Genomic DNA, 26,349 nt, shown 5'->3' with positions numbered 1-26,349 from the left:
TCAGCGCGATGCCGGATCGACGTAAGGCACCACGACATCGTCGAGACCGGCGCGCATCGCCGCCTGCAGACTGGCCGGCAATGCCGTGAAATCGCGGCGTCGATAAGGCCGGCCCGCGCACTCACGCGCGTAGTCCTGCTTGACGCCGTTCAATGCGTCGACGGCCTGCCGCTGCTGCGCGACCTCGGCATTGAAGGCCAGCGCTTCGTCATGGTGCTGACGGCGCCGCTGCTGCAGATCGAGATGGGCGTCGAGATCGGCCTCGGCCGGCGCGCCGCCGGCATTCTGCAGGGCTGGCGCGCGGGCATCGAGCTGCGCGCGGCGCGCTTCCAATGCCGACGAACGCAGCGTCAATTGCGCCGACCCGCTGCGCAGCTCGACCACCCGTGTGGCGCAGGCCCGCAATGCCGCGGCATCGAGGGGCACCGGATCGGCCTGTGCCAGCAGTGGCAGCAGCAGGGCCGGCAGGGCGAAACAGGGGCGTGGCAGGCGAACCGTCATCTTCGCAGGCTCCGGACGGGCAATGGCCGCAGGGTAACCCGGCGTTCGCCGGCCTGCCGGCGCGACGCCCGTCCGCGTTTGCCGTACAGTGCGCGGCCATAGGCGAAGCCCCTGCAGCATCGTGAACCCGATTGAATCCGAAGTCCGCCGCTGGCTCGATGAGATCATCATCGGCCTCAACCTGTGCCCGTTCGCGGCACGCCCGGCGCGCGCCGGCCGCGTGCGCATCGCCGTCAGCGAGGCGCGCGAAGAGCTGGACCTGCTGGCCGAGCTGCAGCTCGAACTGCAAAAGCTCGACGACAGCAAGCCGGAGGCGATCGAAACGACGCTGATCGTCGTGCCGCACCTGCTCGCCGACTTCATGGCCTACAACGACTTCCTCGACCAGGCCGACGGCCTGCTCGACCAGTTCGAGTGGAGCGGCATCTTCCAGATCGCCAGCTTCCACCCGCACTACCAGTTCGCCGGCACCGAAGCCGACGATCCGGAGAACCTGACCAACCGCGCGCCGTACCCGCTGCTGCACCTGCTGCGCGAGGACAGCGTCGAGGCGGCGATCGACAGTCACCCGAACGTCGACGTCATTCCCGAAAACAACATCCGCCTGATGCGCGAGATGAGCAGCGCACAGCGCGACACGCTGTTCGCCTACCTGGCGGGACGCTGAAGATGGCCAAGCCGCCACCGCTGGAATTCGAATTCGACGGTCCGAGCAAATCACAGCTCAAGCGCGAGGCGCAGGAGCTGATGACGATCGGCAACGATCTGCTGGCGCTGCCCGACCCGCAGCTCGACGCCATCGAGATGGATGAGCGCCTGCGCGAAGCGCTGCGCGAGCTGCGCCGCATTCGCTCGCATGAAGCGCGGCGCCGGCACGGCCAGTACATCGGCAAGCTGCTGCGCGGCTCCGATCCGGAGGCCTTGCGCATCGCCGTGGCGGCGTACTGGCGCACGCGCGAGCGCTCGATGGCCGACGCCGAGCGCTGGCGCGAGCGCCTGCTCGACGACGATGCAGCCGTCACCGAATGGATCGCCGAGCATCCGCAGCTGGAGGTGCAGCCGCTGCGGCAACTGATTCGTAACGCACGCCGCGAACGCACTGCGCTGCAGGCCGCCGCCGAGGCGAATCCCGACGCGCCGGCACCCAAGCCGGGCGCCTATGCCCGCGAGCTGCTGCTGGCCGTGCGCCAGACGATGGAACGCGCGGCCCGCGACTGAACGAAAAAGCCGGCGCACGGGGCGCCGGCTTTTGCTGCCACCGCTGGATGCGCCTCAGGCGGCGCGTGCCGGCATGTCTTCCGGCGGCGGCGTGTCGCGCACGTGCAGATCCATCTGCGGGAACGGGATCTCGATGCCTTCAGCGTCGAAGCGCAGCTTGATCTTCTCCAGCATCTCGCAGCGCGTATTCCACCAGTCGCCGCTGTTGGTCCAGCCGCGCACCGCGAAATCGACCGAGCTTTCGCCCAGGTTCGAGCAATGCACCGTGCGTGCCGGATCGTCGAGGAAGCGCGACTCCTCGGCCAGCAGCGTTTCGAGGATCTGCTTGGCCTTGCGCAGATCGGAACCGTAGGCGATGCCGATCGCCAGATCGACGCGGCGGATCGGACGAATGCTGAAGTTGGTGATGGTGTTGCCCCACACCGCCGAGTTCGGCAGCGTGATTTCCTGGCCATCGGGTGACTTCAGCACGGTGATGACGATCTTCAGGTGCTCAACCGTGCCCATGGTGCCGCCGATCTGTACGAAGTCGCCGGCGCGAAACGGCCGGAACACGATCAGCAGCACGCCGGAGGCGAACGAAGACAGCTGTCCCTGCAGGGCCAGGCCGACGGCGACGGCCATACCGCCCATGACCGCGGCGGCGGACGTGGTGTCGACGCCCAGCTGGGCAAGCGCGGAGATAATGACGATCGCCATGGCGATCGCGTAAAGCACGGTCGCGACGAAGTTGATCAGCATCGGGTCCGCTTCGCGGCGCGTCATGACCTTGCGCACGATGCCGACGGCGAGCTTGATCAGCCAGCGGCCGATGAAGAAGGTCAGCAGCGCAGCGATGACGCTCCACAGCACCGGCAGTGCGAAGGCCGTGAGGGCATCCACGTCGGTCAGTTTGTCGAGTACGGCGTCCACTCAAATCTCCTGTGGGGGTGTCAGGTGATCGACTAGTGTAGTCGCGTCGGCTGGAAGTGAAAGCCGCAGCTGCGACAAGGTCGACTCTCGCAACGACACGCATGGCCCCCGCAGGGCTCAGCGCTTGCGCCGCTCCGGGCGTTGCTGCACCAGGAAATATTCGATCTCGTCGATACGCTGCGCGGCATCTCGATAACCGAGCTGGATCAGCTCACTGGTGAACGCGCGGTCGAACAGCAGGTAGCTGGTCAGATCCGCGCTCTGCGCGTCCGGCGTGCCGAGCCCGTCCATCAGATAGCGGATCGCGCGCGGCATGCGGTGCGCGAGCGTCTTGGCGATGATGGCGATATCGGCCGACGGCGAGATCGCCAGCGGCTCGACGACGCGCATCGGCTCGCTGAGCTTGCTGCGCGACATCACGGCGCCGTTGCGCACCAGCTCGTTCATGCGCTTGAGGTGGTCGAGATCGGCGTCGAGATGGTCGAGAAAGATCGCGTTGAGAAACACGCCGCAGATCTGCGCCAGCGGCGGCCGCTGCAGTTCGGCGACCAGTTCGGCGTCGGCCGACAGCTCCGAGCGCAGCAGGCTGTCGGCCGATTCCTGGCAGCGCACGCCGATCGCGAACAGCCGGTCGGCACCGAGCCGGATCGCCGGCGACAGCGGCGTCGTCAGACGCAGCGCACCGTCGCCGAAGTACGCGACCGATGTACCAGCGGCCAAGGGCACCGGCGGAAAGACAATCGGAATCGACGACGACGCGCGCACATGATCAAGCGTCAGCGGCGCCGCCAGCGCCACGCGCCGGCTCTTGTTCCACAACGGCACGCCGGGCACGCCCTGCACGAAGGTGAAGGCCTTGCCGGAGTGATAGCCGGTCGCGGTGATCGCCACCGCATACAGATCGCCCTTGGCGATGGCCTCGTCGATACCGTCGAAGTTGAGATGCCGGCCGAGGAAGCTGCGCAGCGGCGTGCTGTCGACCAAGGCATCGACCCGACCGCCGCCGATGAGACCGCCGAACGCCATGTCGAGCGCCAGCTTCGAACCGGTCCGCGCCAATGCCGATGCGTCGGTGCGAAACACATCGGAGAAGGTCAACTGCGACCACAGACGCGCCAGCAACGCGGCGCCTTCGGCGAAATTGGAGTTCGACGCGGCCAGCGCCGCGCCATTGATGGCACCGGCCGACGCACCGGCAATGATCTTGAACGGCGAGGGTTTGTTGCGCAGCGATGGCAACTCGCTGATGCGCTTGATCACGCCAGCCTGATAGGCGCCACGCGCACCGCCGGCCGTCAGCACCAGTCCGGTCATCGACGAAGGGGCGGCATCGTTCACGCGAACATCTCCTGAGTCATGGCGTATCGTCGCATCCTGCGTCTCGACGTCGGTCGGCTTCGTGGATATTCCGGCAAATCCGATGCCAGAATGCAGCGGCCGCAACGCCGCAGGCCACTGTCCGAAAGTCGGGGCGGACGTCGCGTGAGGTAACAATCTGCGTCATCATGCCGGCCGACGACGCCCCCTCGCCATGCTGACCATCTCACCCACCCTCGCCCTGCCGCTCGACGAGATCGAGCTGACCGCGGTGCGCTCGCAGGGCGCCGGCGGTCAGCACGTCAACAAGACCTCGACCGCCGTGCAGCTGCGCTTCGACGTCGCTGCGTCCTCGTTGCCGGAGTCCATCAAGGAGCGTCTGCTGGCGCGCCGCGACCAGCGCATCAGTGCCGACGGGGTGATCGTCATCAAGGCTCAGCAGTTCCGCAGCCAGGACCGCAATCGCGACGATGCCTATGAACGGCTGCGGACGATGATTGCCGCCGCCACCGTGGTGCCGCGCGCGCGCAAGGCCACCCGCCCCAGCCGCGCCGCCAAGGCGCGTCGCGCCGACGACAAGACCCGGCGCGGTCGCGTCAAAGCCTTGCGCCGAACTCCAGCCGAATAAGCCGCGGCGACGTTACTGCGGGCGCGTGCAGGTGCCGAAGCGTTGCGGGTCCGGATCGTGATTCGGCGCGTCGCTGTCGTTGTCGCGCCAGATGTTCGGTCGCCAGCCGGGCTGCGCGCAGTTGGCGGCGCTGTCGGCGCCGGCCGAGTAGCCGAACTGGTTGTGCTGCAGGTGGTTGTGCTCGAACAGATTGCCCTGGCTCATGCTGTTGTCCCAGCACAACACATGCTGCGGGTCGTGATCGCGGATCGAACAGGTCAGAAACACCGCGGCTTGGCGGTTGCCGCTGATGGTGTTGTCGGTGAACTGGTTGTCGAGCGAATCCGACAGATAGATGCCATGCGAGCCGTTGTCGTGGATCGTATTGCGGCGAATCTCGCTGCCGGTCAGATGCTCGGTGGTGATGCCGGCCGCGGTATTGCCGCTGATGTCGTTGTCGAGCAGGTGGATCTGTGAGCTGCGATTGAACGACACACCGTCCCAGACCGCGCCGCTAATGTGATTGCCGGAAATCGTGGCGTCGTGGGTGTCGCGCTCGGTCAGCACGCAGGCACTGCGGCAGGTCTTCACCGTCAGCCCGCGCAGCGTGATCTGCTCGCCACGACGCACGACGATATTGCTGTTCGACAGCCACGGCCGCTCCGGCATGAATTCGTGGTCGCCGGCGGTGCCGATCAGGCTCATGTTCTCGACCGTCACGTCACTGGTCACGTGATCCGGAATTTCGTTGCGCGCATCGCCGATGACCAGCATCGGCTGCATCACCCCGGCCTGCATCTGCAGCACGGTGTCGGCGCCGGCGCCACGCACCGTCAACCGGCTGCGGTCGATCGACAGCAGGCCCTGCAACGGATACTGACCGGCGGCCAGGCACAAGGTCGCTGGCTTGCCGTTCGCCGGCAATGCGTCGATCGCCTTTTGGAGGTCGGCGCCAGGCTTCACCCGCACCGTGCAGGCAGCCCACGCCGTGGGCATCGCCCCCCACAGCATCAAGGCCAACAGACACGGCGGCACGGCGCGAAAGATCTTGCTCACGTCCATTCGGTTCCGGTTTTCTTGCGACTTGCGCCTCGATCGTGGCGCGGTTCGGCGCCATAGACCACGCCGGCGTGCGCGGGTTTCATCGGCCGCCACCACGGCCCGTCGAGGCGGGCGCATGAGCGCAAGGCTGCGATCATGAGAGCCGGTTCCGCAACGCTAGATGAACGCCACGCCTTGGCAGATCGCGCGAGCCGGCATTCCGCCCGGAGCAGACCGTACCTGCATTTCGACGGACGCAAAGCCTCGCCGCCGGGCAAATGGCCACACGGCGAGCACGCCTTTGCCCTGAGCCGGCCTGCACGCTTACAGTGCGTGCACAACAACAACCGCCCTCTCCCCCGGAGGCGCCAATGCCGCTCAAACCGCTAGGCCCCGTCGATCAGATGTTCCTGCTGCTCGAACGCCGCGGCCAGCCCATGCACGTCGGCGGACTCGAACTGCTGACGCCGCCGCCGGGCGCGCGACGCGACTGGCTCACCAAACAGATCAAACGGCTACATGCCTCGATCGAGCCGAAGCCGCCGTTCAACCAGCGCCTGGTCCGCAAGTTCGGCAGCTGGTTCTGGACCGAAGCCGACGACTTCGACATCAACGCTCATTTCTTTCACCACACGCTACCGGCACCGGGCCGCATCCGCGAGTTGCTGGCCCTGGTCTCGAGCCTGCATGCACTGCCGCTGGAACGCGACCGACCGTTGTGGTCGCTACACCTGATCGGCGGCCTGGAGGACGGGCGCTTCGCGCTCTACGCAAAGATTCATCACGCCGTCGTCGACGGCGTCGGCGCGATGCGCATGCTGCGCAAGGCGCTCAGCGACGATGCGCAAACCGAGGTACCGGCGCCGTGGATGATGCCGCGTTCGCCGTCGGCCAACGCGGCCAAACCCCAGGGCGCGATGTCCGGACTCGCGCACCTGATGACGGATTTGCGCACCCAGGCCGCGACGCTGCCGGCGGTGGCGCGTGAACTCTATCGCACGGCACGCGAGGGACGTCACGAGCCCAACCACGTTTCGGCGTTCCAGGCGCCGCGCAGCCCGCTCAATCAGCGCATCACCGCCGCGCGCCGCTTCGCCGCGCAGTCTTACGACCTGCCGCGCATCCGCCGTATCGCCAAGGCCCATGGCGCCACCGTCAACGACATCGTGCTGGCGATCTGTGCCTCGGCGCTGCGCCACTATCTGCTTGACATCGACGCGCTGCCGGCCGAACCGCTGGTGGCGATGGTGCCGCTGTCGCTGCGCCGTGACGATTCCGACGAGGGCAATCAGATCGCCCTGATCCTCGCCAATCTCGGCACCCATCTGGCCGATCCGAAGGCGCGTCTGGCGACGATCCGCGGCTCGATCCGCGACGCACGCGAGCGCTACGCGCGCATCGGTCGCCAGGGCGTGCTCAGCTACGTCGCGACGGTGATGGCGCCGGCCGGCCTCAACATCGCCACCGGCATTGCGCCGAGCCGGCAGTCGTTCAACGTCATCATCTCCAACGTACCGGGCCCGAAGAAGCCGCTGTACTGGAACGGCGCGCGACTCGACGGCATGTATCCGGTCTCGATCATCACGCATGGCCTGGCACTGAACATCACGCTGACCAGCTACGTCGACAAGCTCGAATTCGGCGTCATCGGCTGCCCTCAGGCGCTGCCGCGCATTCAGCGCCTGCTCGACTGGTTCGAGGCCGGACTCGCCGAACTCGAACCGCCGTCCGAGCCAGCATCGAGCAACGCGATACCGCCAACGCCCGCTGCCGCGCCAACCACGGCGCGCAAGCCGCGCAAGACAACGGCCAGCAAGACCCGCAAAAAGACCACCACCAGGAAGCCGTCATGACCCAGCACTATCACGACCCCGCCGACCTGCTGCAGCTCAAGCGCATGCACGAGTTGGCGCCAACCGAGTTCGAAGCCTGGCTCAATCTCGACAAGATCGTCGGCCGCGAGGACGGCGCCATCCCGCACAAATACCGTGAGCTGATGGCGATCGCCGTAGCGTTGACGACGCAGTGCCCGTACTGCATCGAAGCGCACGTGCGGGCGGCCAAGCGCGCCGGCGCCAGCGCCGCGGAACTGGCCGAGACCTCGTTCATCGCCGCGGCTCTGCGTGCCGGCGCCGCCGCTACACATGGCGCGATGGCCATGAAGCTGTTCGGCGACGATACGCCGCAGACGGCCTGAACGGATGTCGGAAAAACCCGAAGCACTGCCGGCACGGCCGGTGTCGTATGCGGCGATCCGCGAACAGGTCTACATGGTCTTTCCGAATGACCTGAACGCCAACGACACCGTGTTCGGCGGCCTGATCATGGGCCTGATGGATCGTTACGCCGCCGTCGTCGCCGATCGCCATGCCGCCGGCGTCTGCGTCACCGCCAGCGTCGACGCCGTGCACTTCATCGCCCCGGCGCGTCGCGGCGACGTGCTGATCTTCAATGCCTCGGTCAATCGCGCCTGGCACACGTCGATGGAGATCGGCGTCAAGGTCGACGCGCAGACTCAGGACGGCGGCAACCGGCGTCACATCCTGTCGGCGTACATGACCTTCGTCGCGGTCGATGGCGACGGCAAGCCGCGCGCGGTGCCGCCGATCGAGCCGGAGACCGAGCGCGAACGCTATCGCTACGAGGAAGCGCAGTTGCGCCGCGAGATGCGCCTCGCGCACTCCGAGGCCTTGAAGCAGCTGCGCGGCGCGCGCCCACCACCACCGCCGGAATGACGCGACGCTATTCGGCGTCCGGCTGCCGTGAGGGATGCGCGAGCGCGAACGCCGGCAGCGATTCGCAGTGCGCGGCGATGCGTGCAAGCCGCGGAAATTGCTCGGCGTCGCAACCGAAGCGCAGCGCGGCGTAGAGCTGCGGCACCAGCACGCAGTCCGCCAACGTCGGCTCGTCGCCGAACACGAACGGCGTGTCCGGCGCGTCGGCGCGCTCGACCTCGAGCGCGCGCAAGGTGGTGCCGATGAAATGCCGCAGCCAATCGCCGCGTGCCGTATCGGAAAGCCCGAGTTCGTCCTGCAGATAGCGCAAGGTGCCAGTGTTCTGCAACGGCTGGATGTCGGCGATCACCGCCATGGCGAACGCCAGCACGCGCGCCCGCCGCTGCGGGTCGAGCGGAATCAGGCGCGGCTGCGGAAGCCGCGCGTCGAGATAGTCGATGATCGCCAGCGACTGCTGCAGATGGAAGTCACCGTCGACCAGCAGCGGCACGCGTTGTTGCGGATTCAGGGCGCGGTACGCGGTGCCATGCTGTTCGCCACCATCGCGAACCAGATGGATCGGCACGATCTCGTAAGGCAGCTGCTTGAGATTCAGCGCGATGCGAACGCGATAACTCGCCGACGAGCGCCAGTACGAATAGAGCTTCAGCATGAAAGACTCCGATCTCCAGCGGGCATCCAGACTAGTCCGTCAGCATGTCGGCGCGCCAACGCGCGACTACCCCGCGGCGCGCACCGTCTGCTCGATCGCACCGAACAGCGATGTACCGTCTTCGCCCTGCATCTCGATACGCACTCGGCTGCCGAACTTCAGGAACGGCGTCTGCGGTGCGCCGTGACGCAAGGTCTCGACGGTGCGCAACTCGGCCAGGCATGAGTAACCGAGGCCGCCCTCGGCGATCGGTCGGCCAGGGCCGCCGTCGGCGTCGCGATTCGACACCGTGCCGGAACCGACGACCGTGCCGGCTGCGAGCGGCCGCGTCTTCGCCGCGTGCGCGACGAGCTGGCCGAAGTCGAAGGTCATGTCGACGCCGGCATCGGGCTTGCCGAACGGCTGGCCGTCGACGAAGGACAGCATCGGCCGATGCAGGCGGCCGCCGTCCCAAGCGGCGCCGAACTCGTCCGGCGTCAACGCGCATGGCGCGAATGCCGACGACGGCTTGGACTGGAAGAAGCCAAAACCCTTGGCCAGCTCGCCGGGAATCAGCCCGCGTAGCGAGACATCATTGACCAGCAGCACGAGGCGGATGTGCGTGCGCGCCGCGTCCGCCGTGACGCCCATCGGTACGTCGTCGGTGACGACGGCGACCTCCGCCTCGAAGTCGATGCCGTGCGCCTCACTGCCCGCGACGATGTCGCCGTGCGGATCGAGAAAGCTGTCGCTGCCGCCCTGATACATCAGCGGATCGGTCCAGAAACTGGCCGGCATCTCGGCCCCGCGCGCGCGGCGCACCAGCTCGACGTGATTGACGTAGGCGGAGCCGTCCGCCCATTGATAGGCGCGCGGCAACGGCGCATGACAGGCCTGCGGATCGAAAGCCTGCGCCTCGTCGTCGAGTGCGCCGGCATGCAGCGCGTCGCTGCGCTGCGCCAGGCCGGCGGCGACCTCATGCCAGCGGTCGAGCGCGCCCTGCAGCGTCGCCGCCACCGGCGCCGCCGACACGCAGCGCGTCAGATCGCGCGAGACGATGACCAGCGCGCCATCGCGGCTGCCGTTCTTCAGCGTCGCCAGCTTCATGTGGATGCCTCGCCCTGCCAGGAGCGGTGGTAGTCCTGCCACTCGACGCCACTGGCGGCATCGCCGACGTCGAGCGCGTCACGTACGTCGATCATCACCGCGTATTCGTCGGTCGCCGGCTTGCTCTGTGTCAGCATCTTGCCGAGCGCCTTCGGGTGCGGGCCGTGCGTGAAGCCGCAGGGATGCAGCGTGACCATGCCCGGATGAATGTGATCGCGCGAGAAGAAGTCGCCGGCGTGATAGAAGATCACTTCGTCGAAGTCGTCGTTGTTGTGGAAGAAAGGCACCTTGATCGCCCCGGGGTCGGTCTCGAATGGGCGCGGCACGAAGGTGCAGACAACAAAGCGCTGCGAGACGAAGGTGGTATGCGCGCTCGGCGGCAGGTGGTAGCGATGCGACATCAGCGGGCGCAGGTTGCGGACGTTGATGCGCACCGGCATCAGCGTGCCGTGCCAGCCGATCGCGTCGAGCGGGTTGTAGGGATAGGTGACGGTCGACAACTGCTGACGCCGCTTGATCGCCACGCGCCACGCGCCGGGCAAGCTGGCCTGCGTGCGAAAGGCTTCGTCGAGGCGCGGGTAGTCGAGCATCGCCGGATCGAAGATCGCCTGCTCGCCGACCAGGCCTTTTTCCGGCAGCGCGTAATGGCCGTTGGTCGCTTCGATCAACAGCAGCGCCAGCGGCGTCTTCACGTCGAGCCGCCACATCGTGCCGCGCGGCAGCACCACATAGTCGCCGGCCTCGATCGCCAGATGGCCATAGTCGCAGTACAGCGCCGCGCTGCCGGCGTGCACGAACAGCAACTCGTCGCCGTCGGCATTGCGCGCCAGCTCGGTCATCGAACGCTCGCACATCCACCAGCGCATACGCACATTGGCGTTGTGCAGGATGTCGTGCGCGTCCCACGGCGACGCCGCGGCACCGAGTTTGGCCAGGTCGAAAGCCCGCGGCCGCAGCGGGCCTTCCCACTGCGTCCAGCCGGTCGGCGGCCGCGGGTGGATCATCTGCGTCGACGGCCCGAAGAAGCCCTCCTTGCCGAGCTCGCGCTCGACATGACCGGCCGGCAGGTCGGCATGCGCCTGCCGCGAGGCCTGGCCTTCGACGATGGGACGATAGATCCACTTGTGCATGGTCGATGCCCTCAGGCGGCGAGCACGCCGCGACGGATCTGGTCTTCCTCGATGCTTTCGAACAAGGCCTTGAAGTTGCCCTCGCCGAAGCCTTCGTTGCCCTTGCGCTGGATGATCTCGAAGAAGATCGGACCGATCACCGTGCTGGTGAAGATCTGCAGCAAAATGCCCTCGACCGGCGCACCGTCGATGAGGATGTTCAGTTCCTGCAGGCGTGCCAGCGGCTCGCCGTGGTTAGCCACGCGCGCATCGACGCGGGCGTAATAGGTGTCCGGCGTGTCCATGAAGCTGACGCCGCGATCGCGCAGCGCCGCCACCGTCGCATAGATATCGTCGGTGGTCAGCGCAATGTGCTGAATGCCCTCGCCGCGATACTCGCGAATGAATTCCTCGATCTGCGATTTGTCGTCGGCCGACTCGTTGATCGGGATGCGGATCTTGCCGCACGGCGAGGTCATCGCCCGCGACACCAGGCCGGTCTGCTTGCCCTCGATATCGAAGTAACGAATCTCGCGGAAGTTGGCGATGCGCTCGTAGAAACCGGACCAGGTGTCCATGTGGCCGCGCGAAACGTTGTGCGTGAGATGGTCGATGGCGGTCAGACCGACGCCCGGCACGTCGCGCTCGGCCTCGTCGAAGTAGCGGAAATCCGCGTCGTAAATCGAATGCTGCGAACCGTAGCGGTCAATGAAATAGAGCACGCTGTTGCCGATGCCGTAGACCGCCGGCAGGTTCAGTTCCATGTAGCCCGGACGCGTATCGAACGGCGTCGCGCCATTGGCCAGCGCATGCGCCAGCGCCGCCGGCGCATCGGCGACACGCCAGCCCATCGCACAGGCCGACGGGCCGTGCGTACGCGCGAACTGTTCGAAGTGCGTGTAAGGCGTGCCGTTGACGAGGAAGTTGATCTGGCCCTGACGGAACAGGGTCACATCCTTGCGCCGATGCTTGGCGATGGCCTTGAAGCCCATCATCTCGAACAGGCCGTGCAGCTGCGCAATACCTTCGGCGGTCGGCGCGGTGAATTCGACGAACTCGAAACCGTCGGTGGCGAGCGGGTTGTGCGTCGGAGCGTGGGGCTTTGCTGCGGTCATGGCGGAAATCCTCGGCCGTGAATCAAATAGAAAATGGAGTGCGTATAGCGAGCGCGCCGATCAGGCCGCGAGCCGTCCGCCGCGTGGCGGCACCGGCGTATCGCCGGGATATTCATGACCGGCGGTCAGCGTCGGCTTAGCCTGTACGTCGGCGACCAGCGCGCTCAGGTCGCGCGTCATCACGTCGGCCAGCGCGTCGAGCGAGCGCACGACGAAATACGTCTTCTGGAAATTGTCGATGCGGTACTCGGTGCGCAGGCAGCGCGCCAGCTCGAAGCGCACGCGGCGCGGGATCTCGCTTTCGATCGCATAGGGTGTCTCGCCGCCGGACGACAGGATGCCGGCGCCGAACACGCGCAGCCCCTCATCGTCGTCGATCAGGCCGAACTCGACGGTGTACCAGTACAGGCGCGCCAGCAGCGGCAAGGCGCCCTGCGGCAGCAGGCGCAGGGCCTGTTCGCCATAGCGCTGCACGTAGTCGCCGAAACGGCGATCGAACAGCATTGGCACGTGGCCGAAGAAATCATGAAAGATGTCCGGTTCGACGAGATAGTCGAACTCCTCGGGCTTGCGCAACCAGACGGTGACCGGGAAGCGTCGCGCCGCGAGGTGGCGGAAAAACTGCTCGTCCGGAATGAAGCCGGGCACGGCCACCAGCGTCCAGCCGCTGGCCACCTCCAGTCGCGCATTGACGGCGGCGAGATCGGGTACGCCGTCCGCCGCCGTCATGCGCGCCAGGCCGTCGCGGAACGCGCGGCAGGCGTACGGCTGCAGCATGCTCGACTGCCGGGCATAGAGCCGCCGCCACAGCGCGTGTTCTGCGTCGCTGTATGCGCCGGGCTGCTGCTCGACCGTGAAGTCTGCGCGGGCATCGCTGTAATTCCCGCGCAGACTGCTGTCGGTATGTGCGCCGTACATGGCTCTCCTCCAGGTCTTCCGCCTATATGGAGAATTTAAGACCAATTCAGCGGAGATTGGCTGCAAACTGGGATCGAGACGCGACAGATAACGGTCATAATCACCATGAAATACAAATTCCATGGTGAAATCATGCGTCACGATCTTGACCGCACCGATCTCCGCGTCCTTCGCGAACTGCAGCAGGACGGCCGCCTGCCGATCATCGAGCTCGCCAATCGGATTTCGCTGTCGCCGACGGCCTGCCAGCGTCGCGTCAAAAAGCTCGAGGACAGCGGCGTCATTGCCGGCTACGCCGCGCAGCTCGATCCGGCCGCGCTCGACCAACAGGTCGAGGCCTTTGTCCAGGTCAGCATCGAGCGCCAATCGCGTGAAACCTCATTGGCATTCCAGGACGCCGTGCGGCGCCTGCCGCAGGTGCGCGCTTGTTACGTGATGACCGGCGATCTCGATTATTTGCTGCACGTCGCCGTCGCAGACCTACAGGCATTTGCCGAATTTTCGATGAAGGTACTGATCGGATTACCCGGCGTGAAAGACGTACGCTCCAGCCTGGTTCTCGAAGCTATCAAGAAAAACAACGGAGTACGCGCACCCTGAGCATTTGCTGCACTGCGACACTTTATTTGCCGGCTAATAGTTAGTAGACTAACAAAATGAAAGCCCCTCCCCCGCCCACCACGACCAGCTCGATGCTGATGGAAGTCGGCCGCCTGATCCGCGAGGACTTCCGGCGCCGAGCCGAGCACCTGAAGCTGACGCAGTCGCAAACCCTGGCACTGGCGCACCTGCACAAGAACCCGGGCATTTCGCAGGTGACGCTGGCCGAGCGCCTCGAAGTGCATCCGGTCACGATCACGCAGCTCGTCGATCGCCTGCAGCGTGCCGGCTGGGTCCGTCGCGAGGTGCATGAGGACGACCGCCGTGCGTTCCGCCTGTACGTGACGGACAAGGCCGACCCGATTCTCGAAGAAGTCTGGAAGATCGCAGCGCAAGCGCGTGAGCATGCGCTGAGCGGCCTGAGCCGGACCGAACGCGATCAGCTCGACAGCCTGTTGGGCCGCATGAAGAACAACCTGGTCGGCGCGCCGACCGACCGATCCGAGTAAGTCATGGCTGACGCAGCAGACTCCAATATCCGCCCCGAGCGGAAGAACATTCGACGCCTCTTGATCATTGGCGGCAGCATCGTCGTGCTCGGTTTTGCCGCTTATTTCTACGTGCTGGGTGGTCGCTACGTGTCGACCGACAACGCCTACGTCAAGGCCAATATGGTCAACGTCACGGCCGACGTCAGCGGCAAGGTCGTCGAGATGGACGTGCGCGAGAACCAGGAGGTCAAGGCCGGTGCGCTGCTGTTCCGCATTGACCCGGCGAGCTACGAGGTCGCCGTCGCGCAGGCACAGGCGGCGCTGCTGCAATCGCGCACCGAAATCGAAGCGCTGAAGGCGACCTACGCGCAGAAGCAGGCGGCGGTGCGTTCGGCCGAGGCCGATCTGGACTTCCGCCAGACCGACTACCAGCGCGCAGTCGACCTGCAGAAGATCGGGGCCAGCTCGAAGTCGACACTCGACGCCGCACGCAAGTCGCTCGACACCGCACGCAGCGATGTCAGCCTCGCCCAGCACGAGGTCGGCGAAGTGCGCGCGCAGTTGAACGGCAACCCCGACATCGCCGTCGAGGACCACCCGCAGTACAAGGCGGCACTGGCGGCACTCAACAAGGCCAAGCTCGATTTGCAGCGCTGCGCAGTGCGCTCGCCGATCGACGGCATCGCCAGCAAGGTGCCGGAAGTCGGCGGCTATGTGCTGCCGGGCCTGCCGGTACTGAGCGTCGTCAATGCCAGCGGTCCGTGGGTCGAGGCCAACCTCAAGGAATCCAAGCTCGAAGGTGTGCGTCCAGGGCAAAAGGTCGAGATTGCCGTCGACGCCTACCCGCATACCAAGTGGCAGGGCGTGGTCGACAGCATCGGTCAGGCGACCGGCTCGGAGTTCTCGCTGCTGCCGCCGCAGAACGCCAGCGGCAACTGGGTGAAGGTCGTACAGCGCGTCCCGGTGCGCATCCACATCGTCCACCAGAAGGACGAGCCCGTGCTGCGCGATGGCATGAGTACCGAAATCAGCATCGATACCGAGTCGTCGGCGCATGGCTCGTCATCGCGCATGGCATCCGCCCACGCTCCCGACGACGGCCGAGCCTCGCGATGAGCGGCAAGGCCGCGTCGCGCGGCCTCATCACCATGTCGGTGATGGCCGCGACGATGATGCAGGCGCTCGACTCGACGATCGCCAATGTCGCGCTGCCGCACATGCAGGGCTCGCTGTCGGCGGCCAGCGACCAGATCTCGTGGGTGTTGACGTCGTACATTGTTGCCGCGGCGATCGCCACGGCGCCGACCGGCTTTCTGGCCCGTCGCTTCGGACTCAAGCAGCTATTCCTGACCTCGATCGTCGGCTTCACGATCGCGTCGATGCTGTGCGGCATCGCCACGTCGCTGACCGAAATCGTCGTGTTCCGCCTGCTGCAAGGCCTGTTCGGCGCGGCTTTGGTACCGCTGTCGCAGACGGTATTGCTCGACACCTATCCACCGGAGCAGCACGGCTCGGCGATGTCGCTGTGGGGCATGGGCGTGATGCTCGGGCCGATTCTCGGGCCAACGCTCGGCGGCTGGCTGACCGAGTACTACAGCTGGCGCTGGGTATTCTTCATCAACTTGCCGATCGGTATCTTCTCGTTCCTCGGCCTCAGCGCCACCCTGCCGAAGATCGACAACAGCGGCGCCCGCGCACGCCTCGATGTGCTGGGCTTCGCGCTGCTCTCCATTGCAATCGCCAGCTTGCAATTGATGCTCGACCGCGGCGAAACCAAGGACTGGTTCTCATCGACCGAGATCGTCATCGAGGCCGGCGCCGCCGTCTTCGCGTTCTATCTGTTCTTCGTTCACACCATGACGGCGAAGAAGCCGTTCATCCCGCCGCACTTGTTTCGTGACCGCAACTTCGTGTCCGGCCTGGTGTTGATCTTCATCGTCGGCATCGTGCTGTTTGCGACCTCGGCACTGCTGCCACCGTTCCTGCAAAACCTGCGCGACTTCCCAGTCGTGACGACCGGCCTCGCGGTCGCACCGCGAGGTGTCGGTACCATGATCGCGATGCAGGCCGCCGGGCCGCTGCTACGCCGGGTCGACCCGCGCAAAATCATGGCGGTCGGCATGGGCTGCACCGCGTTGTCGCTGTACTGGATGGCCGGCTACACGCTCGACGTTCCGATCTGGTTCCTCACCGTGTCGATGGTCGTGCAGGGCTTCGGCATCGGCTTCGTCTTCGTGCCGCTGTCGACCGTCACCTTCGGTACGCTGAGCCCCCAGGATCGCGGCGACGGCACCGCCCTGTTCAGCCTGTTGCGCAACGTCGGCAGCAGCATCGGCATCGCCGCCGCATTTGCCTATCAGACGCGCATGACGCAGGTCAATCACGCCTATCTGACCGAGCACATCACGCCCTACAACCCGGCGATCTTCCAGTACCTGAATGCCGGCGACGGCCTTACCAAGGCCGAAGGTCTGGCAACCATCGTGACTGAAGTCTCTCGTCAGGCCGGCATGCTGGCGCTGATTGCCGACATCAAGGTCATGATGTGGGGCGTCTTGCTGGCGACACCGCTGCTGCTGCTGTTCCGGCGCCCATCGCCAAGCGCGCAGGTCAACGAGGAAGCCCTGCTCGACTGACGCGTCCGTGGCGCTCAGCTCGCCGCGAAACGGTCGGTCCATTCGACGAGCTTCGACAGGATGCCGGACTCGCTGGCGGCATGGCCGGCGTCGGCAACGACCTCGAAGGCGGCTTCCGGCCAGGCGCGATGCAGATCCCAGGCTGAACGCATCGGGCAGACCACGTCATAGCGCCCCTGGACGATGACGCCGGGGATGTGGCGGATGCGATCGATGTTGGCGAGCAACTGATCGTCGCGCTCGAAGAAGCCCTTGTTCGTGAAGTAGTGACACTCGATGCGCGCGAAGGCTTCGGCGAACTTGCTCTCGCCGAAGCGGTGCACCATGTCGAGGTTCTGGAACAGCTTGCTGGTCGAGCCTTCCCAGATGCTCCAGGACTTGGCGGCGGCGGCTCGCGTCGCGGCGTTGTCGCTGGTCAGTCGCTGGTAGTACGCGGACACGAAGTCGCCGCGCTCGGCCTCCGGAATCTGTGCCTCATAAGCCTCCCAGGTGTCCGGATAAATCCAGTTCGCGCCTTCCTGGTAGAACCACTCGATCTCCTTGCGTCGCAGCAGGAAGATGCCGCGCAGCACCAGCGCCTTGCAGGCTTGCGGATGCGCCTGCGCATAGGCCAGCCCCAGCGTCGAGCCCCACGAACCGCCGAACACGACCCACTGACGGATGCCGAGCAGCTCGCGAATGCGCTCCATGTCGGCGATCAGGTCGTGGGTGGTGTTCTCGCGCAGCTCCGCATGTGGCGTCGAGCGGCCGCAGCCACGCTGATCGAACAGCACGATGCGATATTTCTGCGGATTGAAGAACTGCCGGTGCCAGGGTTCGGTGCCGCCGCCCGGCCCACCGTGCACGAATACCGCCGGCACGCCATCGGGATTGCCGCTTTCTTCGACGTAAATTTCGTGCAGGGCGGAAACCTTGAGGCGGTGCGTCTTGTACGGCTCGATCGGCGGGTACGGCTGTGGCATGACGAGTGCGATTTTTCTGACGGATGAGCGGCTAGCTTATAACGCCCAAGCCGATTGCTGCCTGCGAGCCATCGCCTTAACATCAACTGAAGGCATCTATTGGTGGATGGCCAGCGTTTCTGGCGGGAGTACAGGTGTACAGATTGACGAGGGCGGCGGCGATCACGATGTTGCTCGCTGCAGGACTGGTTCCGACGACCTACGCGCAGGCCAACGCCAGCGCGCCGCCTTCGGGTGGCAGCAGCGACGCCGAAAGCCCATTGCCGGTCGTCGACAACCGCTTCCCACGCTATCAAGCGCTGACGCCGTCGGTGAAGTTCTGGACCAAGATCTTCGCCCAGTACTCCGAGAAGCAGAGCATCGTCCACTCGTCGGTCTATCCGAACAAGATCTTCAAGGTCCTGGACTTTCGCTCGTATTCGCAGCCCGACTCGGACTACGCGTTCAACAAGCTGCGCCGCAAGCACGAGCAGGACGCCGAGGATGAGGTCGACCAGCTGCTCAAGCGTCTCGACGCCAAGCAGGACGCGCCGGACCAGATGACCGCTGACGAGCGCCGGCTCTACGACCTGTTCGCCGACGTGCCGGGCCGCAGCAAGTTCAAGGATGCGATCGGCACCTTCCGTGTCCAGCACGGCCTGCGCGAGCGCACCGAACACGCACTCGAAGTATCGGACCGCTACCTGCCGTCGATGGAGCAGACCTTTGCCGGCTATTCACTGCCGAAGCTGCTGACGCGTCTGCCGCTGGTCGAATCGAGCTTCAACCTCGACGCGTATTCGCGCGCCGGCGCCGCTGGCATCTGGCAGTTCATTCCCTCGTCGGCGCGCGCCTATATGCGCCTCAACGATATCGTCGACGACCGTCGCGATCCGTGGACGTCGACCGACGCGGCGGCGCGCCATCTGCGTGACGATCACGACAAGCTCGGCGACTGGCCGCTGGCGATCACGGCCTACAACTACGGGCGCAACGGCATCGCCCGCGCGCTCGACAGCGTCCACGGCAAGACGCTGATGGACCTGATCGATCACTACGACAGCCGTCGTTTCGGCTTCGCTTCGAAGAACTACTACGCCGAATTTCTTGCCGCGATCGACGTCGAACATGCCTATCGCACACGTACGGCCGTCGCTGACCGCGCCAAGCCGCTCGAATTCGAGGTCGTCGAAACCAAGAACTACGTACCGTATGACACGCTGCGCCGGCTCTGCGGCGCCAGTGACGACGTCTTCCGGCGCCTCAATCCGGCGTATCGCCCGGAGGTGATCGAAGGCAAGCTGTACGTGCCGCCGAACCACCTGATTCGTGTGCCCTACGGCAGCGCCCGCGCCTTCGAGGTCGGCTACGCCAAACTCGGCGCGCACGAGCGCTTCGACCAGCAGCGTGTTTATTTCCAGCTCTACCGCGTCCGTCGCGGCGACAATCTCAGCACCATCGCCAGCCACCACGACGTCAGCATGCACGAGATCATGCGCGCCAGCGGCTTGCGTTCGGCGAGCATGCTGCGCATCGGACAAATCCTCAAGATCCCGCCGAAGACCGAGGCGCGCCCGGGGCCGATCACCGTCGCTGTCGGCGAATCGAAGCCGACACAGACCCTGGAGCAGCGCCTCGATGCAGCGCGCGAAACGCAGCGCGAGAACGATGCGGCGCGCCAGCAGGGCGCGGCGCAGCAGTATCTCGTGCATGAGGTACGCCGCGGCCAGACCCTGACCGGCATCGCCCAGCAATACAACGTCAGCCTCAGCGATCTGCGCGACGCCAACAGCATTCGCGGCTCGGTTCTGCACATCGGGCAGAAACTGCGGATTCCGGCCCGCTACCGCCTGCATCGCGTCAGCAGCGGCCAGACGCTCAGCGGCATCGCGCAGCGTTACAACACCAGCATCTCGGCGCTGCGCAGTGCCAACGGCATCAAGGGCTCGGTGCTGCGCGTCGGCCAGACCCTGAAGGTCCCGCTCGACAGCTGAGTGCCCTGCGCGTCGGCGCCTACAGCCACCACGCGAACGCGAAGATCAGCAGCATCGCCAGGCACAACGCCAGTTTGGCGATGCTGCCCGCCAGCAGCCCCAGCCAGGTCGCAATACCGACCGTCGTCGCCCGCTCGACCTGCCGCTGGGCCATCAGCTCGCCGACCACGGCACCGATGAATGGCCCGAGCAAGAGCCCCGGAATGCCAAAGAACATGCCGATGATGCTGCCGAGCAGCGCACCGGTCACCGCCTGACGGCTGGCACCGACCTTCTTCGCGCCGACCGCCGACGCGACGAAATCAACGATCACGGTGACGACGACGATGGCACCGAGCAAGGTCAGCGTCGGCCAGCCAATGTGCTGGTAGTGGTCGACCAGCGCGATCAGCCACAGTCCGAAGAACACCAGCGGCGCACCAGGCACGATCGGCAACAGCGTGCCGATCAGACCAACGACGATCAGCAGGATCGCCGCAATGATGCCGAGTACCGGCCAGACCGTTTCCATGAAGATGTACGCCCTGCGTCGTCCGAGCTGCGCGCAGCATAGTCGCTGCGCGATCGCGCTGTCGTCAGCGCCGCTTGGCGCGCGCCGCCTTGGCGGCCACCGGCGTGGTGCAATCGATCGTCGCGTGCTCGATGAGAAAGTCGACGAACGCGCGTACCCGCAGCGACGGGCTCGCGTGCCCGACGTACAGCGCGTGAATCTCGCGCACCTCGCCGGCGTCGTGGGCCTCGAGCAGCGACACCAGCCGCCCGGCTCGAATGTCATCCTCGACATCGAAGCGCGCCAGTTGCGCGATGCCGGCCCCGGCCAGTGCCATCTGCCGCAAGGCTTCGCCGGAGTTCCCCAGAAAGCTGCCACTGACCGCCTGCGTGACGATGCGGCGACCGCTACGGAAGCGCCAGCCATCGTAGGCGCGGCGGAAATTGAAATGCAGGCAATCGTGATGCGCGAGATCGGCCGGCACCCGCGGTGTCCCGGCGCGCGCCAGATACGTCGGCGCCGCGACGGTGACGACGCTCGACCGGCCGAGCTGACGCGCGTGCAGGTTCGAGTCGCGCAGACGGCCGACGCGGATCGCCACGTCGACCCGGGTTTCGATCAGGTCGACGACGTCATCACTGAGGGTCAGATCGACGACCACATGCGGGTGCTGCGCCAAGAACGCCGGCAGTGCCGGCACGACGTAACGCAGCCCGTAGATGACCGTGCAACTGACACGCAACTTGCCGCGTGGCGCAGCGCCAGCCGCCGTCAGACTGCGTTCGACATCATCGACATCGGCGAGGATTTGCCGGGCACGGGCCAGATAGGTTTCACCTTCGGCGGTCAGCTTCAATGCCCGCGTGGTGCGCTCAACGAGACGGGTCCCGAGTCGCGCTTCGATGCGGGCAACCGTGCGACTCGCCGCGGACGGCGTCAGTCGCAGCGCCTTGGCCGCAGCAGCAAAGCTGCCGCGCTCGATCGCCTGCACAAAGACCTCCATCTCGCCAATACGGTTGTCCATGCGTCAGTCACTCTTTCGTGAATTCAATGCACGAGTATTTTGACGGCGTGCATGATATTCACAAGTCAGGCGGGCCGGCATGCTGTGCGCCCGTTTCGATTGGAAGCCTGTCCATGCCTCTCGCCCTTTATGCCCTCGCCGTCGGCGCATTCGGCATCGGTGTCACGGAATTCGTCATCATGGGCCTGCTGCTCGACGTCGGTCACGATTTCGGCGTCTCGGTGGCACGCGCCGGACTGTTGATCACCGGCTATGCCCTGGGCGTCGTTGTCGGCGCGCCGCTGCTGACGGTGGCGACCGCGCGCTGGCCGCGCAAGCGCGCGCTGCTGTTGCTGATGCTGATCTTCACCATCGGCAATCTTGCCTGTGCGCTGGCACCGACTTACTCGCTGCTGATGCTGGCGCGCATCGTCACCGCTTTCGCGCACGGCACCTTCTTCGGCGTCGGCTCGGTGGTCGCAACTTCGCTGGTCCGCGCCGACCAACGCGCCTCGGCCGTGGCCCTGATGTTCACCGGCCTGACCATCGCCAACATCCTCGGCGTGCCGTTCGGCACCTGGCTCGGTCAGCACGATGGCTGGCGCGCAACGTTCTGGGCGGTGTCGGCGATCGGTCTGGTGGCACTGGCTGTGATCGCCGCGCTGGTGCCGTCCAACGCGGCGGCGCCGGACGCCGGCGACTGGCGCGCCGATCTGCGCGTTCTGGCACGCGGCCCGGTCGCGCTCGGCCTGCTGACGACGGTGCTCGGCTTCGGCGGCACGTTCCTGCTGTTCACCTATATCGCACCGCTGCTGACACAGATCAGCGGGTACAGCGATCGGGCCGTCTCGCCGATCCTGTTGGTGTTCGGCGGCGGCCTGGTGATCGGCAACCTGGTCGGCGGCAAACTCGCCGATCGGCATCTGGTCGCTACCCTGCTCGGGAGCCTCGCGGCGCTGGCCGTGACGCTGGCACTGATGGGGCTGGCCGTACACCACCGCGGCGCGATGCTGATCTTTGTCGGCCTGCTCGGCGCCACCGCATTCGCCACCGTGCCGCCGTTGCAGCTGTGGGTGCTCGAACAGGCCGACGGTGCCGGCCAAAGCCTGGCGTCGAGCTTCAACATCGCCGCATTCAACCTCGGCAATGCCTTCGGCGCCTGGCTCGGCGGCGCGGTCATCGAACACGGCGGCGGCCTCGTTGCGTTGCCTTGGGTCGCGGCACTGTTGCCGCTGGCTGGCCTGGGCGTCGCCGTCCTGAGCCTGCGCCTGGCTTCGAAGCGCCGCGACATCGTCGCCGCCAACAGCGTGGTCGGCTGACCGGAGACCCATCATGTGGATCACCAGCTGGACCGCGAGTCCGCAGCCGCTGTGGCAAGGCGACTTCCCGTTGCCGACCGGTTTGCCGTTCAACTTCCTCGGGCAAACGCTGCGTCAGAGCCTGCGGCTCAGCGTCGGCGGTGGGCGATTGCGTATTGCGCTGTCGAACGAATATGGCCGGCAGCCGCTGCACATTGGCGGCGCCAGCGTTGGCCTGACGCACGACGGCCACTCGATCGTTCCCGGCACGCTGCGCGCCTTGCACTTCGGGAGTGACGCACAAGCCGTGATTCCGCCCGGCGCGCCGTTGCTCAGCGACCCGATCGAACTGGAAGTACCGCCGCTGGCCACGCTCGCGGTCAGCCTCTACCTGCCGCGCGCCACCGCGCCCAGCACCTTTCACTGGGATGCACGCCGCACAACCCACGTCGGCGAGGGTGACCAGAGCGTGCGCGCCGACTTCGATACGGCGTCGACGCTGTCGGCCTGGTTGTTCATTCGCGACGTCCAGGTCGAAACCTCGATAGCGACGCGGACGATCGTGGCGATCGGTGACTCGACGACGGACGGCAACGGCGCCAGCATCGACCAAGACCGGCGCTGGACCGACGCCCTGGCCGAACAGCTGCAAGCACCGGCCTGGGCGGTGCTCAATGCCGGCATTTCCGGGGGTCGGCTGCTGCGTGATCGCATGGGCGTCAATGCCCTGGCCCGCTATGACCGCGATGTCCTCGCACAGCCGAACCTGACGGCCATCGTCGTCCTGCTCGGCATCAACGACATCACCTGGCCCGGACACCCCTTCGCACCTGACGAGGCAACGCCAACCCTGGCGGCACTCAGCGCGGGGCTATTGCAGCTGATCGAGCGCGGGCGCATGCGCGGCGCGCACGTCATCGGTGCAACGCTGACGCCGTTCGAGGGCGCGTTGCCGGACACGCCGTTCGATCGCTATTACCGCCCGCAAGGCGATGCCCTGCGCCGCGCGCTCAATGACTGGATCCGAACCAGCGGTGCGTTCGATGCCGTCGTCGATTTCGACGCCGCGCTGCTCGACCCGCAGTGTCCGACGCGGCTGTACCCACCCTACGATTCCGGAGACCATCTGCATCCCGGTGACGCCGGCAATCGGCGCATGGCCGAACTCGTCGCCGAGCGCTTGCAGTCACTCGAACCGCAAGCGCCCGGCGCCGCGCTCAGCCCTGCTTCTGCTGCTTGAGCAGGTCGCGAATCTCGGCCAGCAGCACTTCCTGAGCCGGCGGCGGCGGGGGCGGCGGCGGCGGCGCGGCAGCCACCTCGGCCTCACGGCGGCGACGGAGGTTGTTGACCAGTTTCACGAACAGGAAGATCACAAACGCGACGATGACGAAATCGAGCACGTTCTGCAGAAAGCGGCCGTAGGCGAACAGAACGGCAGGCGTATCGCCGACTGCCGGTTTGAGGGTGATCGCCAGCTTGGAGAAGTTGACGTTGGCCACCAGCAGACCCAGCACCGGCATGATCAGATCGGCGACGAACGACGACACGATCTTGCCGAACGCACCGCCGATCACGACACCGACCGCAAGGTCGATGACGTTACCCCGCATCGCAAATTCTTTGAACTCCTTCATCATCCCCATCGACATCTCCTGATTTGTGATTTCACGGAAGACAGCTCGGCAAGCCCGACACCAGATCGGGGTAACGCGGAGCGAAACCGAGTTCGTCTCGCAGCCGCAGTGTAATGAGACGCTTTGATTCTGCGATGAACGACCACATGGCCGGCGTCAGCACATGGCGTGCCTCGGCCAGCGGCAACTGCGGCGGGGCCGGCAAACCCAGCAGCGCGGCGCTGCGCAGGAAGTAATCGGCCATGGTCGTCGGCGTACCGTCCGAAACGTTGTAGGCGCGTCCGCCACGACCGAACGCCGCCGCGCGCAGCGCGGCCTCGGCCAGATCGTCGGCATGAATGCGGTTCGTGTAGGGGGACTGTTCGTCGCACACCACCGGCAGGCCTTTCTTCAGGCGCTCGACCGGCAGTCGCCCCGGACCGTAGATACCCGGCACGCGCAAGGTCATCACCTCGCCGCCACCGGCGGCCTGCCAGTCACACCACGCCTGTTCGGCGTCGAGACGACGGCGACCACGCTCGCTCTGCGGTACCAGCGGCGCATCCTCGTCCACCCAACGCCCGTCACAGTCGCCGTAGACCGCCGGCGTCGAGATGTAGACGACCCGCGCGATCCGGCCGCGCTGCGCCGCCAGCCAGCCGCGCAGACGCATGTCCTGCGCGCCGCTGCCCGGTGGCGGCGCGAACCAGAACAACAGCGGCCAGTCGCCGGCATCCTGCGGCTGATCGAGATCCTCGAAGCGCGTGCGTATTCCGGCTGCGGCCAGCGAAACGTTCTTTTGCTGGCTGCGGACGATTGCCGTAACCTCGCGGCCCATTGCACGCAAACGCTGCGCGACGCGCAGGCCGATGTCGCCGCATCCGGCAATCAACGCCGCTGGCGGCAACGCGACCTGCAGTTCTTCAACCGATGCGCCCATGACCCATCAAGTCTACCTGTCCGACCGCCCCCAGCGCTTCACCGTCGAGGACGACGAAACCATCCTCGCCGCCGGCCTGCGTCACGGCCTGGCGCTGCCGTTCGGCTGCCAGTCCGGCGGCTGCGCGTCGTGCCGCGTGCGCCTGTCGGCCGGCAGCATCGACTACGCTGTCGAACCACCGTCGCTGTCGCCGGCCGAGCGTGATGCCGGCTACATCCTGATGTGCCTCGCGCGCCCGACGAGCGACCTGACGATCGAGCTGCATCAGCCGGTGCAGATCGACAACATGCGGCCGCGCCAGCTGCCGGTTCGCGCGCAAGCCAAGACCTGGCTCGCACATGACGTCCTCGGGCTGACGCTGAAGCTGCCACGCGGCGACGATTTCCAGTACCTGCCGGGCCAGTACATCGATCTGCTGATCGGCGACGGCCGGCGACGCAGCTTCTCGATCGCCAACAAGCCGAATGGCGAAACGCTGGAACTGCACATTCGCGTCACGCCGAACGGCCGCTTTGCGAACTGGGCCGCCAACGAAATGCCGGACCGCGCGATCCTGCGCCTCGAAGGACCGCTGGGCGCGTTCTACCTGCGCGACGAATCGACGCGCCCGCTCATCATGGTCGCTGGCGGCACTGGCGCGGCGCCGATTCACGCGATGCTCAACGAGCTGCTCGCGCGCGGCAGCGGCCGGCCGGCGCATCTGTTCTGGGGCGCGCGCAGCCTGCGCGATCTCTATCTCGATGCCAGCCTGCAGGAATGGACGGCGCGCCATCCCGAATTCCGCTACACGCCGGTGCTGTCGGAGCCGGATGCCGAATGGGCCGGCGCCCGCGGCTTCGTCCACGAAGCAGTCCTGGCCGCCTACCCCGACCTCTCGCAGCACGAGGTTTATCTGTCGGGTCCGCCGGCGATGGTGCGGGCCGGCAAGGATGCTGCACTCGGCGCCGGACTCGACGCCGATCATCTTTATTACGATTCGTTCGACTACGCCTTCCAGACCTGGCCGACGCTGGGCTAACTGCGTAGATACAGCTAGCGCAAGAAGCCTCCCTGATCAAACCGGGTTAGCCTGAGTACATAAGACCGATGATCACAAGCGGCTGCGTCATCGCAGCCGAATATTGGATCGATT

Annotated in this window: 28 protein-coding genes; 14 read left to right on the top strand and 14 right to left on the bottom strand. The window is 66.1% G+C overall.

Annotation, left to right across the window (positions count from 1 at the left end; genetic code table 11):
- A complete protein-coding gene (locus G7Y82_RS07060) occupies nucleotides 1-501 on the bottom strand; it encodes a hypothetical protein (RefSeq protein WP_168147328.1) in 501 nt (166 codons plus the stop codon).
- Between the two features lie 118 nt (nucleotides 502-619).
- Here G7Y82_RS07060 and G7Y82_RS07055 point away from each other — a divergent pair, with 118 nt between their 5' ends.
- Complete coding sequence (locus G7Y82_RS07055; protein ID WP_168147576.1) at nucleotides 620-1,168, top strand: DUF1415 domain-containing protein; 549 nt, start codon at nucleotides 620-622, stop codon at nucleotides 1,166-1,168.
- A gap of 2 nt (nucleotides 1,169-1,170) precedes the next feature.
- Complete coding sequence (gene yjgA / locus G7Y82_RS07050; RefSeq protein ID WP_168147327.1) at nucleotides 1,171-1,719, top strand: ribosome biogenesis factor YjgA; 549 nt, start codon at nucleotides 1,171-1,173, stop codon at nucleotides 1,717-1,719.
- Between the two features lie 54 nt (nucleotides 1,720-1,773).
- Here yjgA and G7Y82_RS07045 read toward each other — a convergent pair whose 3' ends face one another.
- On the bottom strand, nucleotides 1,774-2,631 hold the full coding sequence (locus tag G7Y82_RS07045) for a mechanosensitive ion channel family protein (RefSeq protein WP_168147326.1): 858 nt from the start codon (nucleotides 2,629-2,631) through the stop codon (nucleotides 1,774-1,776).
- Nucleotides 2,632-2,748: 117 nt separating this feature from the next.
- Nucleotides 2,749-3,969 (bottom strand): patatin-like phospholipase family protein, encoded by a 1,221-nt coding sequence (locus G7Y82_RS07040; protein WP_366515628.1) that lies wholly within the window; start codon nucleotides 3,967-3,969, stop codon nucleotides 2,749-2,751.
- A gap of 193 nt (nucleotides 3,970-4,162) precedes the next feature.
- Here G7Y82_RS07040 and arfB point away from each other — a divergent pair, with 193 nt between their 5' ends.
- Entirely contained in the window at nucleotides 4,163-4,576 is a 414-nt protein-coding gene (gene arfB / locus G7Y82_RS07035; protein WP_168147325.1) for an alternative ribosome rescue aminoacyl-tRNA hydrolase ArfB, read from the top strand.
- A gap of 12 nt (nucleotides 4,577-4,588) precedes the next feature.
- Here arfB and G7Y82_RS07030 read toward each other — a convergent pair whose 3' ends face one another.
- Nucleotides 4,589-5,611, bottom strand: coding sequence for a right-handed parallel beta-helix repeat-containing protein (locus G7Y82_RS07030; RefSeq protein WP_366515627.1), 1,023 nt, complete (start codon nucleotides 5,609-5,611; stop codon nucleotides 4,589-4,591).
- Nucleotides 5,612-5,967: 356 nt separating this feature from the next.
- Between G7Y82_RS07030 and G7Y82_RS07025 the strand changes: the two genes are divergently transcribed.
- Genes G7Y82_RS07025 through G7Y82_RS07015 form a run of 3 tightly spaced genes read left to right on the top strand, consistent with a single transcriptional unit; the run spans nucleotide 5,968 to nucleotide 8,331 of the window.
- On the top strand, nucleotides 5,968-7,449 hold the full coding sequence (locus G7Y82_RS07025) for a WS/DGAT/MGAT family O-acyltransferase (RefSeq protein WP_168147323.1): 1,482 nt from the start codon (nucleotides 5,968-5,970) through the stop codon (nucleotides 7,447-7,449).
- A complete protein-coding gene (locus tag G7Y82_RS07020; protein WP_168147322.1) occupies nucleotides 7,446-7,793 on the top strand; it encodes a carboxymuconolactone decarboxylase family protein in 348 nt (115 codons plus the stop codon). The genes G7Y82_RS07025 and G7Y82_RS07020 overlap by 4 nt, the downstream gene beginning before the upstream one ends.
- Before the next feature lie 4 nt (nucleotides 7,794-7,797).
- Nucleotides 7,798-8,331 (top strand): acyl-CoA thioesterase, encoded by a 534-nt coding sequence (locus G7Y82_RS07015; protein ID WP_168147321.1) that lies wholly within the window; start codon nucleotides 7,798-7,800, stop codon nucleotides 8,329-8,331.
- A 7-nt stretch (nucleotides 8,332-8,338) separates the two neighbouring features.
- On the opposite strand, the gene maiA is transcribed toward G7Y82_RS07015, so the two are convergent.
- From maiA to phhA, 5 genes are all read right to left on the bottom strand, one after another.
- Nucleotides 8,339-8,983, bottom strand: coding sequence for a maleylacetoacetate isomerase (maiA, locus tag G7Y82_RS07010; protein WP_168147320.1), 645 nt, complete (start codon nucleotides 8,981-8,983; stop codon nucleotides 8,339-8,341).
- Between the two features lie 66 nt (nucleotides 8,984-9,049).
- On the bottom strand, nucleotides 9,050-10,069 hold the full coding sequence (locus G7Y82_RS07005) for a fumarylacetoacetate hydrolase family protein (protein ID WP_168147319.1): 1,020 nt from the start codon (nucleotides 10,067-10,069) through the stop codon (nucleotides 9,050-9,052).
- Nucleotides 10,066-11,199 carry a homogentisate 1,2-dioxygenase gene (locus G7Y82_RS07000; RefSeq protein WP_168147318.1) on the bottom strand — a complete coding sequence of 378 codons (1,134 nt, stop codon included), beginning with the start codon at nucleotides 11,197-11,199 and terminating at the stop codon, nucleotides 10,066-10,068. The genes G7Y82_RS07005 and G7Y82_RS07000 overlap by 4 nt, the downstream gene beginning before the upstream one ends.
- A gap of 11 nt (nucleotides 11,200-11,210) precedes the next feature.
- Entirely contained in the window at nucleotides 11,211-12,293 is a 1,083-nt protein-coding gene (hppD, locus tag G7Y82_RS06995; RefSeq protein ID WP_168147317.1) for a 4-hydroxyphenylpyruvate dioxygenase, read from the bottom strand.
- Between the two features lie 60 nt (nucleotides 12,294-12,353).
- Nucleotides 12,354-13,211 carry a phenylalanine 4-monooxygenase gene (gene phhA, locus G7Y82_RS06990; protein WP_168147316.1) on the bottom strand — a complete coding sequence of 286 codons (858 nt, stop codon included), beginning with the start codon at nucleotides 13,209-13,211 and terminating at the stop codon, nucleotides 12,354-12,356.
- Between the two features lie 132 nt (nucleotides 13,212-13,343).
- Here phhA and G7Y82_RS06985 point away from each other — a divergent pair, with 132 nt between their 5' ends.
- Genes G7Y82_RS06985 through G7Y82_RS06970 form a run of 4 tightly spaced genes read left to right on the top strand, consistent with a single transcriptional unit; the run spans nucleotide 13,344 to nucleotide 16,938 of the window.
- On the top strand, nucleotides 13,344-13,811 hold the full coding sequence (locus G7Y82_RS06985; protein WP_168147315.1) for an Lrp/AsnC family transcriptional regulator: 468 nt from the start codon (nucleotides 13,344-13,346) through the stop codon (nucleotides 13,809-13,811).
- Nucleotides 13,812-13,867: 56 nt separating this feature from the next.
- Complete coding sequence (locus G7Y82_RS06980; protein ID WP_168147314.1) at nucleotides 13,868-14,320, top strand: MarR family winged helix-turn-helix transcriptional regulator; 453 nt, start codon at nucleotides 13,868-13,870, stop codon at nucleotides 14,318-14,320.
- Nucleotides 14,321-14,323: 3 nt separating this feature from the next.
- A complete protein-coding gene (locus G7Y82_RS06975) occupies nucleotides 14,324-15,418 on the top strand; it encodes an HlyD family secretion protein (protein ID WP_168147313.1) in 1,095 nt (364 codons plus the stop codon).
- Nucleotides 15,415-16,938 (top strand): DHA2 family efflux MFS transporter permease subunit, encoded by a 1,524-nt coding sequence (locus G7Y82_RS06970; protein ID WP_168147312.1) that lies wholly within the window; start codon nucleotides 15,415-15,417, stop codon nucleotides 16,936-16,938. The genes G7Y82_RS06975 and G7Y82_RS06970 overlap by 4 nt, the downstream gene beginning before the upstream one ends.
- A gap of 14 nt (nucleotides 16,939-16,952) precedes the next feature.
- On the opposite strand, the gene pip is transcribed toward G7Y82_RS06970, so the two are convergent.
- The gene (gene pip / locus G7Y82_RS06965; RefSeq protein ID WP_168147311.1) at nucleotides 16,953-17,900 is read right to left on the bottom strand and encodes a prolyl aminopeptidase; all 948 of its coding nucleotides are present in this window, start codon (nucleotides 17,898-17,900) and stop codon (nucleotides 16,953-16,955) included.
- Nucleotides 17,901-18,034: 134 nt separating this feature from the next.
- On the opposite strand from pip, the gene G7Y82_RS06960 reads away from it, so the two are divergent.
- Nucleotides 18,035-19,873, top strand: coding sequence for a LysM peptidoglycan-binding domain-containing protein (locus G7Y82_RS06960; RefSeq protein ID WP_366515626.1), 1,839 nt, complete (start codon nucleotides 18,035-18,037; stop codon nucleotides 19,871-19,873).
- A gap of 19 nt (nucleotides 19,874-19,892) precedes the next feature.
- Here the strand turns inward: G7Y82_RS06960 and G7Y82_RS06955 are convergent, their stop codons facing one another.
- Together G7Y82_RS06955 and G7Y82_RS06950 are read right to left on the bottom strand one after the other, a co-directional pair.
- The gene (locus G7Y82_RS06955; protein WP_168147310.1) at nucleotides 19,893-20,384 is read right to left on the bottom strand and encodes a DUF456 domain-containing protein; all 492 of its coding nucleotides are present in this window, start codon (nucleotides 20,382-20,384) and stop codon (nucleotides 19,893-19,895) included.
- Nucleotides 20,385-20,448: 64 nt separating this feature from the next.
- Nucleotides 20,449-21,387: a LysR family transcriptional regulator gene (locus G7Y82_RS06950; protein ID WP_168147309.1), complete on the bottom strand. Its 939-nt coding sequence runs from the start codon at nucleotides 21,385-21,387 to the stop codon at nucleotides 20,449-20,451.
- Nucleotides 21,388-21,500: 113 nt separating this feature from the next.
- On the opposite strand from G7Y82_RS06950, the gene G7Y82_RS06945 reads away from it, so the two are divergent.
- Both G7Y82_RS06945 and G7Y82_RS06940 read left to right on the top strand, forming a co-directional pair.
- Complete coding sequence (locus G7Y82_RS06945) at nucleotides 21,501-22,685, top strand: MFS transporter (protein ID WP_168147308.1); 1,185 nt, start codon at nucleotides 21,501-21,503, stop codon at nucleotides 22,683-22,685.
- A 13-nt stretch (nucleotides 22,686-22,698) separates the two neighbouring features.
- The gene (locus G7Y82_RS06940) at nucleotides 22,699-23,904 is read left to right on the top strand and encodes an SGNH/GDSL hydrolase family protein (protein WP_168147307.1); all 1,206 of its coding nucleotides are present in this window, start codon (nucleotides 22,699-22,701) and stop codon (nucleotides 23,902-23,904) included.
- Here G7Y82_RS06940 and mscL read toward each other — a convergent pair.
- Both mscL and G7Y82_RS06930 read right to left on the bottom strand, forming a co-directional pair.
- Nucleotides 23,882-24,307, bottom strand: a complete 426-nt coding sequence (gene mscL, locus G7Y82_RS06935) for a large-conductance mechanosensitive channel protein MscL (RefSeq protein ID WP_168147306.1) — start codon at nucleotides 24,305-24,307, stop codon at nucleotides 23,882-23,884. The genes G7Y82_RS06940 and mscL overlap by 23 nt on opposite strands.
- A 22-nt stretch (nucleotides 24,308-24,329) precedes the next feature.
- Nucleotides 24,330-25,217: an SDR family oxidoreductase gene (locus tag G7Y82_RS06930; RefSeq protein ID WP_168147305.1), complete on the bottom strand. Its 888-nt coding sequence runs from the start codon at nucleotides 25,215-25,217 to the stop codon at nucleotides 24,330-24,332.
- On the opposite strand from G7Y82_RS06930, the gene G7Y82_RS06925 reads away from it, so the two are divergent.
- Nucleotides 25,216-26,235 carry a 2Fe-2S iron-sulfur cluster-binding protein gene (locus G7Y82_RS06925; RefSeq protein WP_168147304.1) on the top strand — a complete coding sequence of 340 codons (1,020 nt, stop codon included), beginning with the start codon at nucleotides 25,216-25,218 and terminating at the stop codon, nucleotides 26,233-26,235. The genes G7Y82_RS06930 and G7Y82_RS06925 overlap by 2 nt on opposite strands.
- The last annotated feature ends 114 nt before the right edge of the window (nucleotides 26,236-26,349 follow it).

Source organism: Solimonas marina (assembly GCF_012241385.1).
Lineage (GTDB): Bacteria > Pseudomonadota > Gammaproteobacteria > Nevskiales > Nevskiaceae > Solimonas > Solimonas marina.
This window is presented reverse-complemented; position numbering and strand designations above follow the sequence as displayed.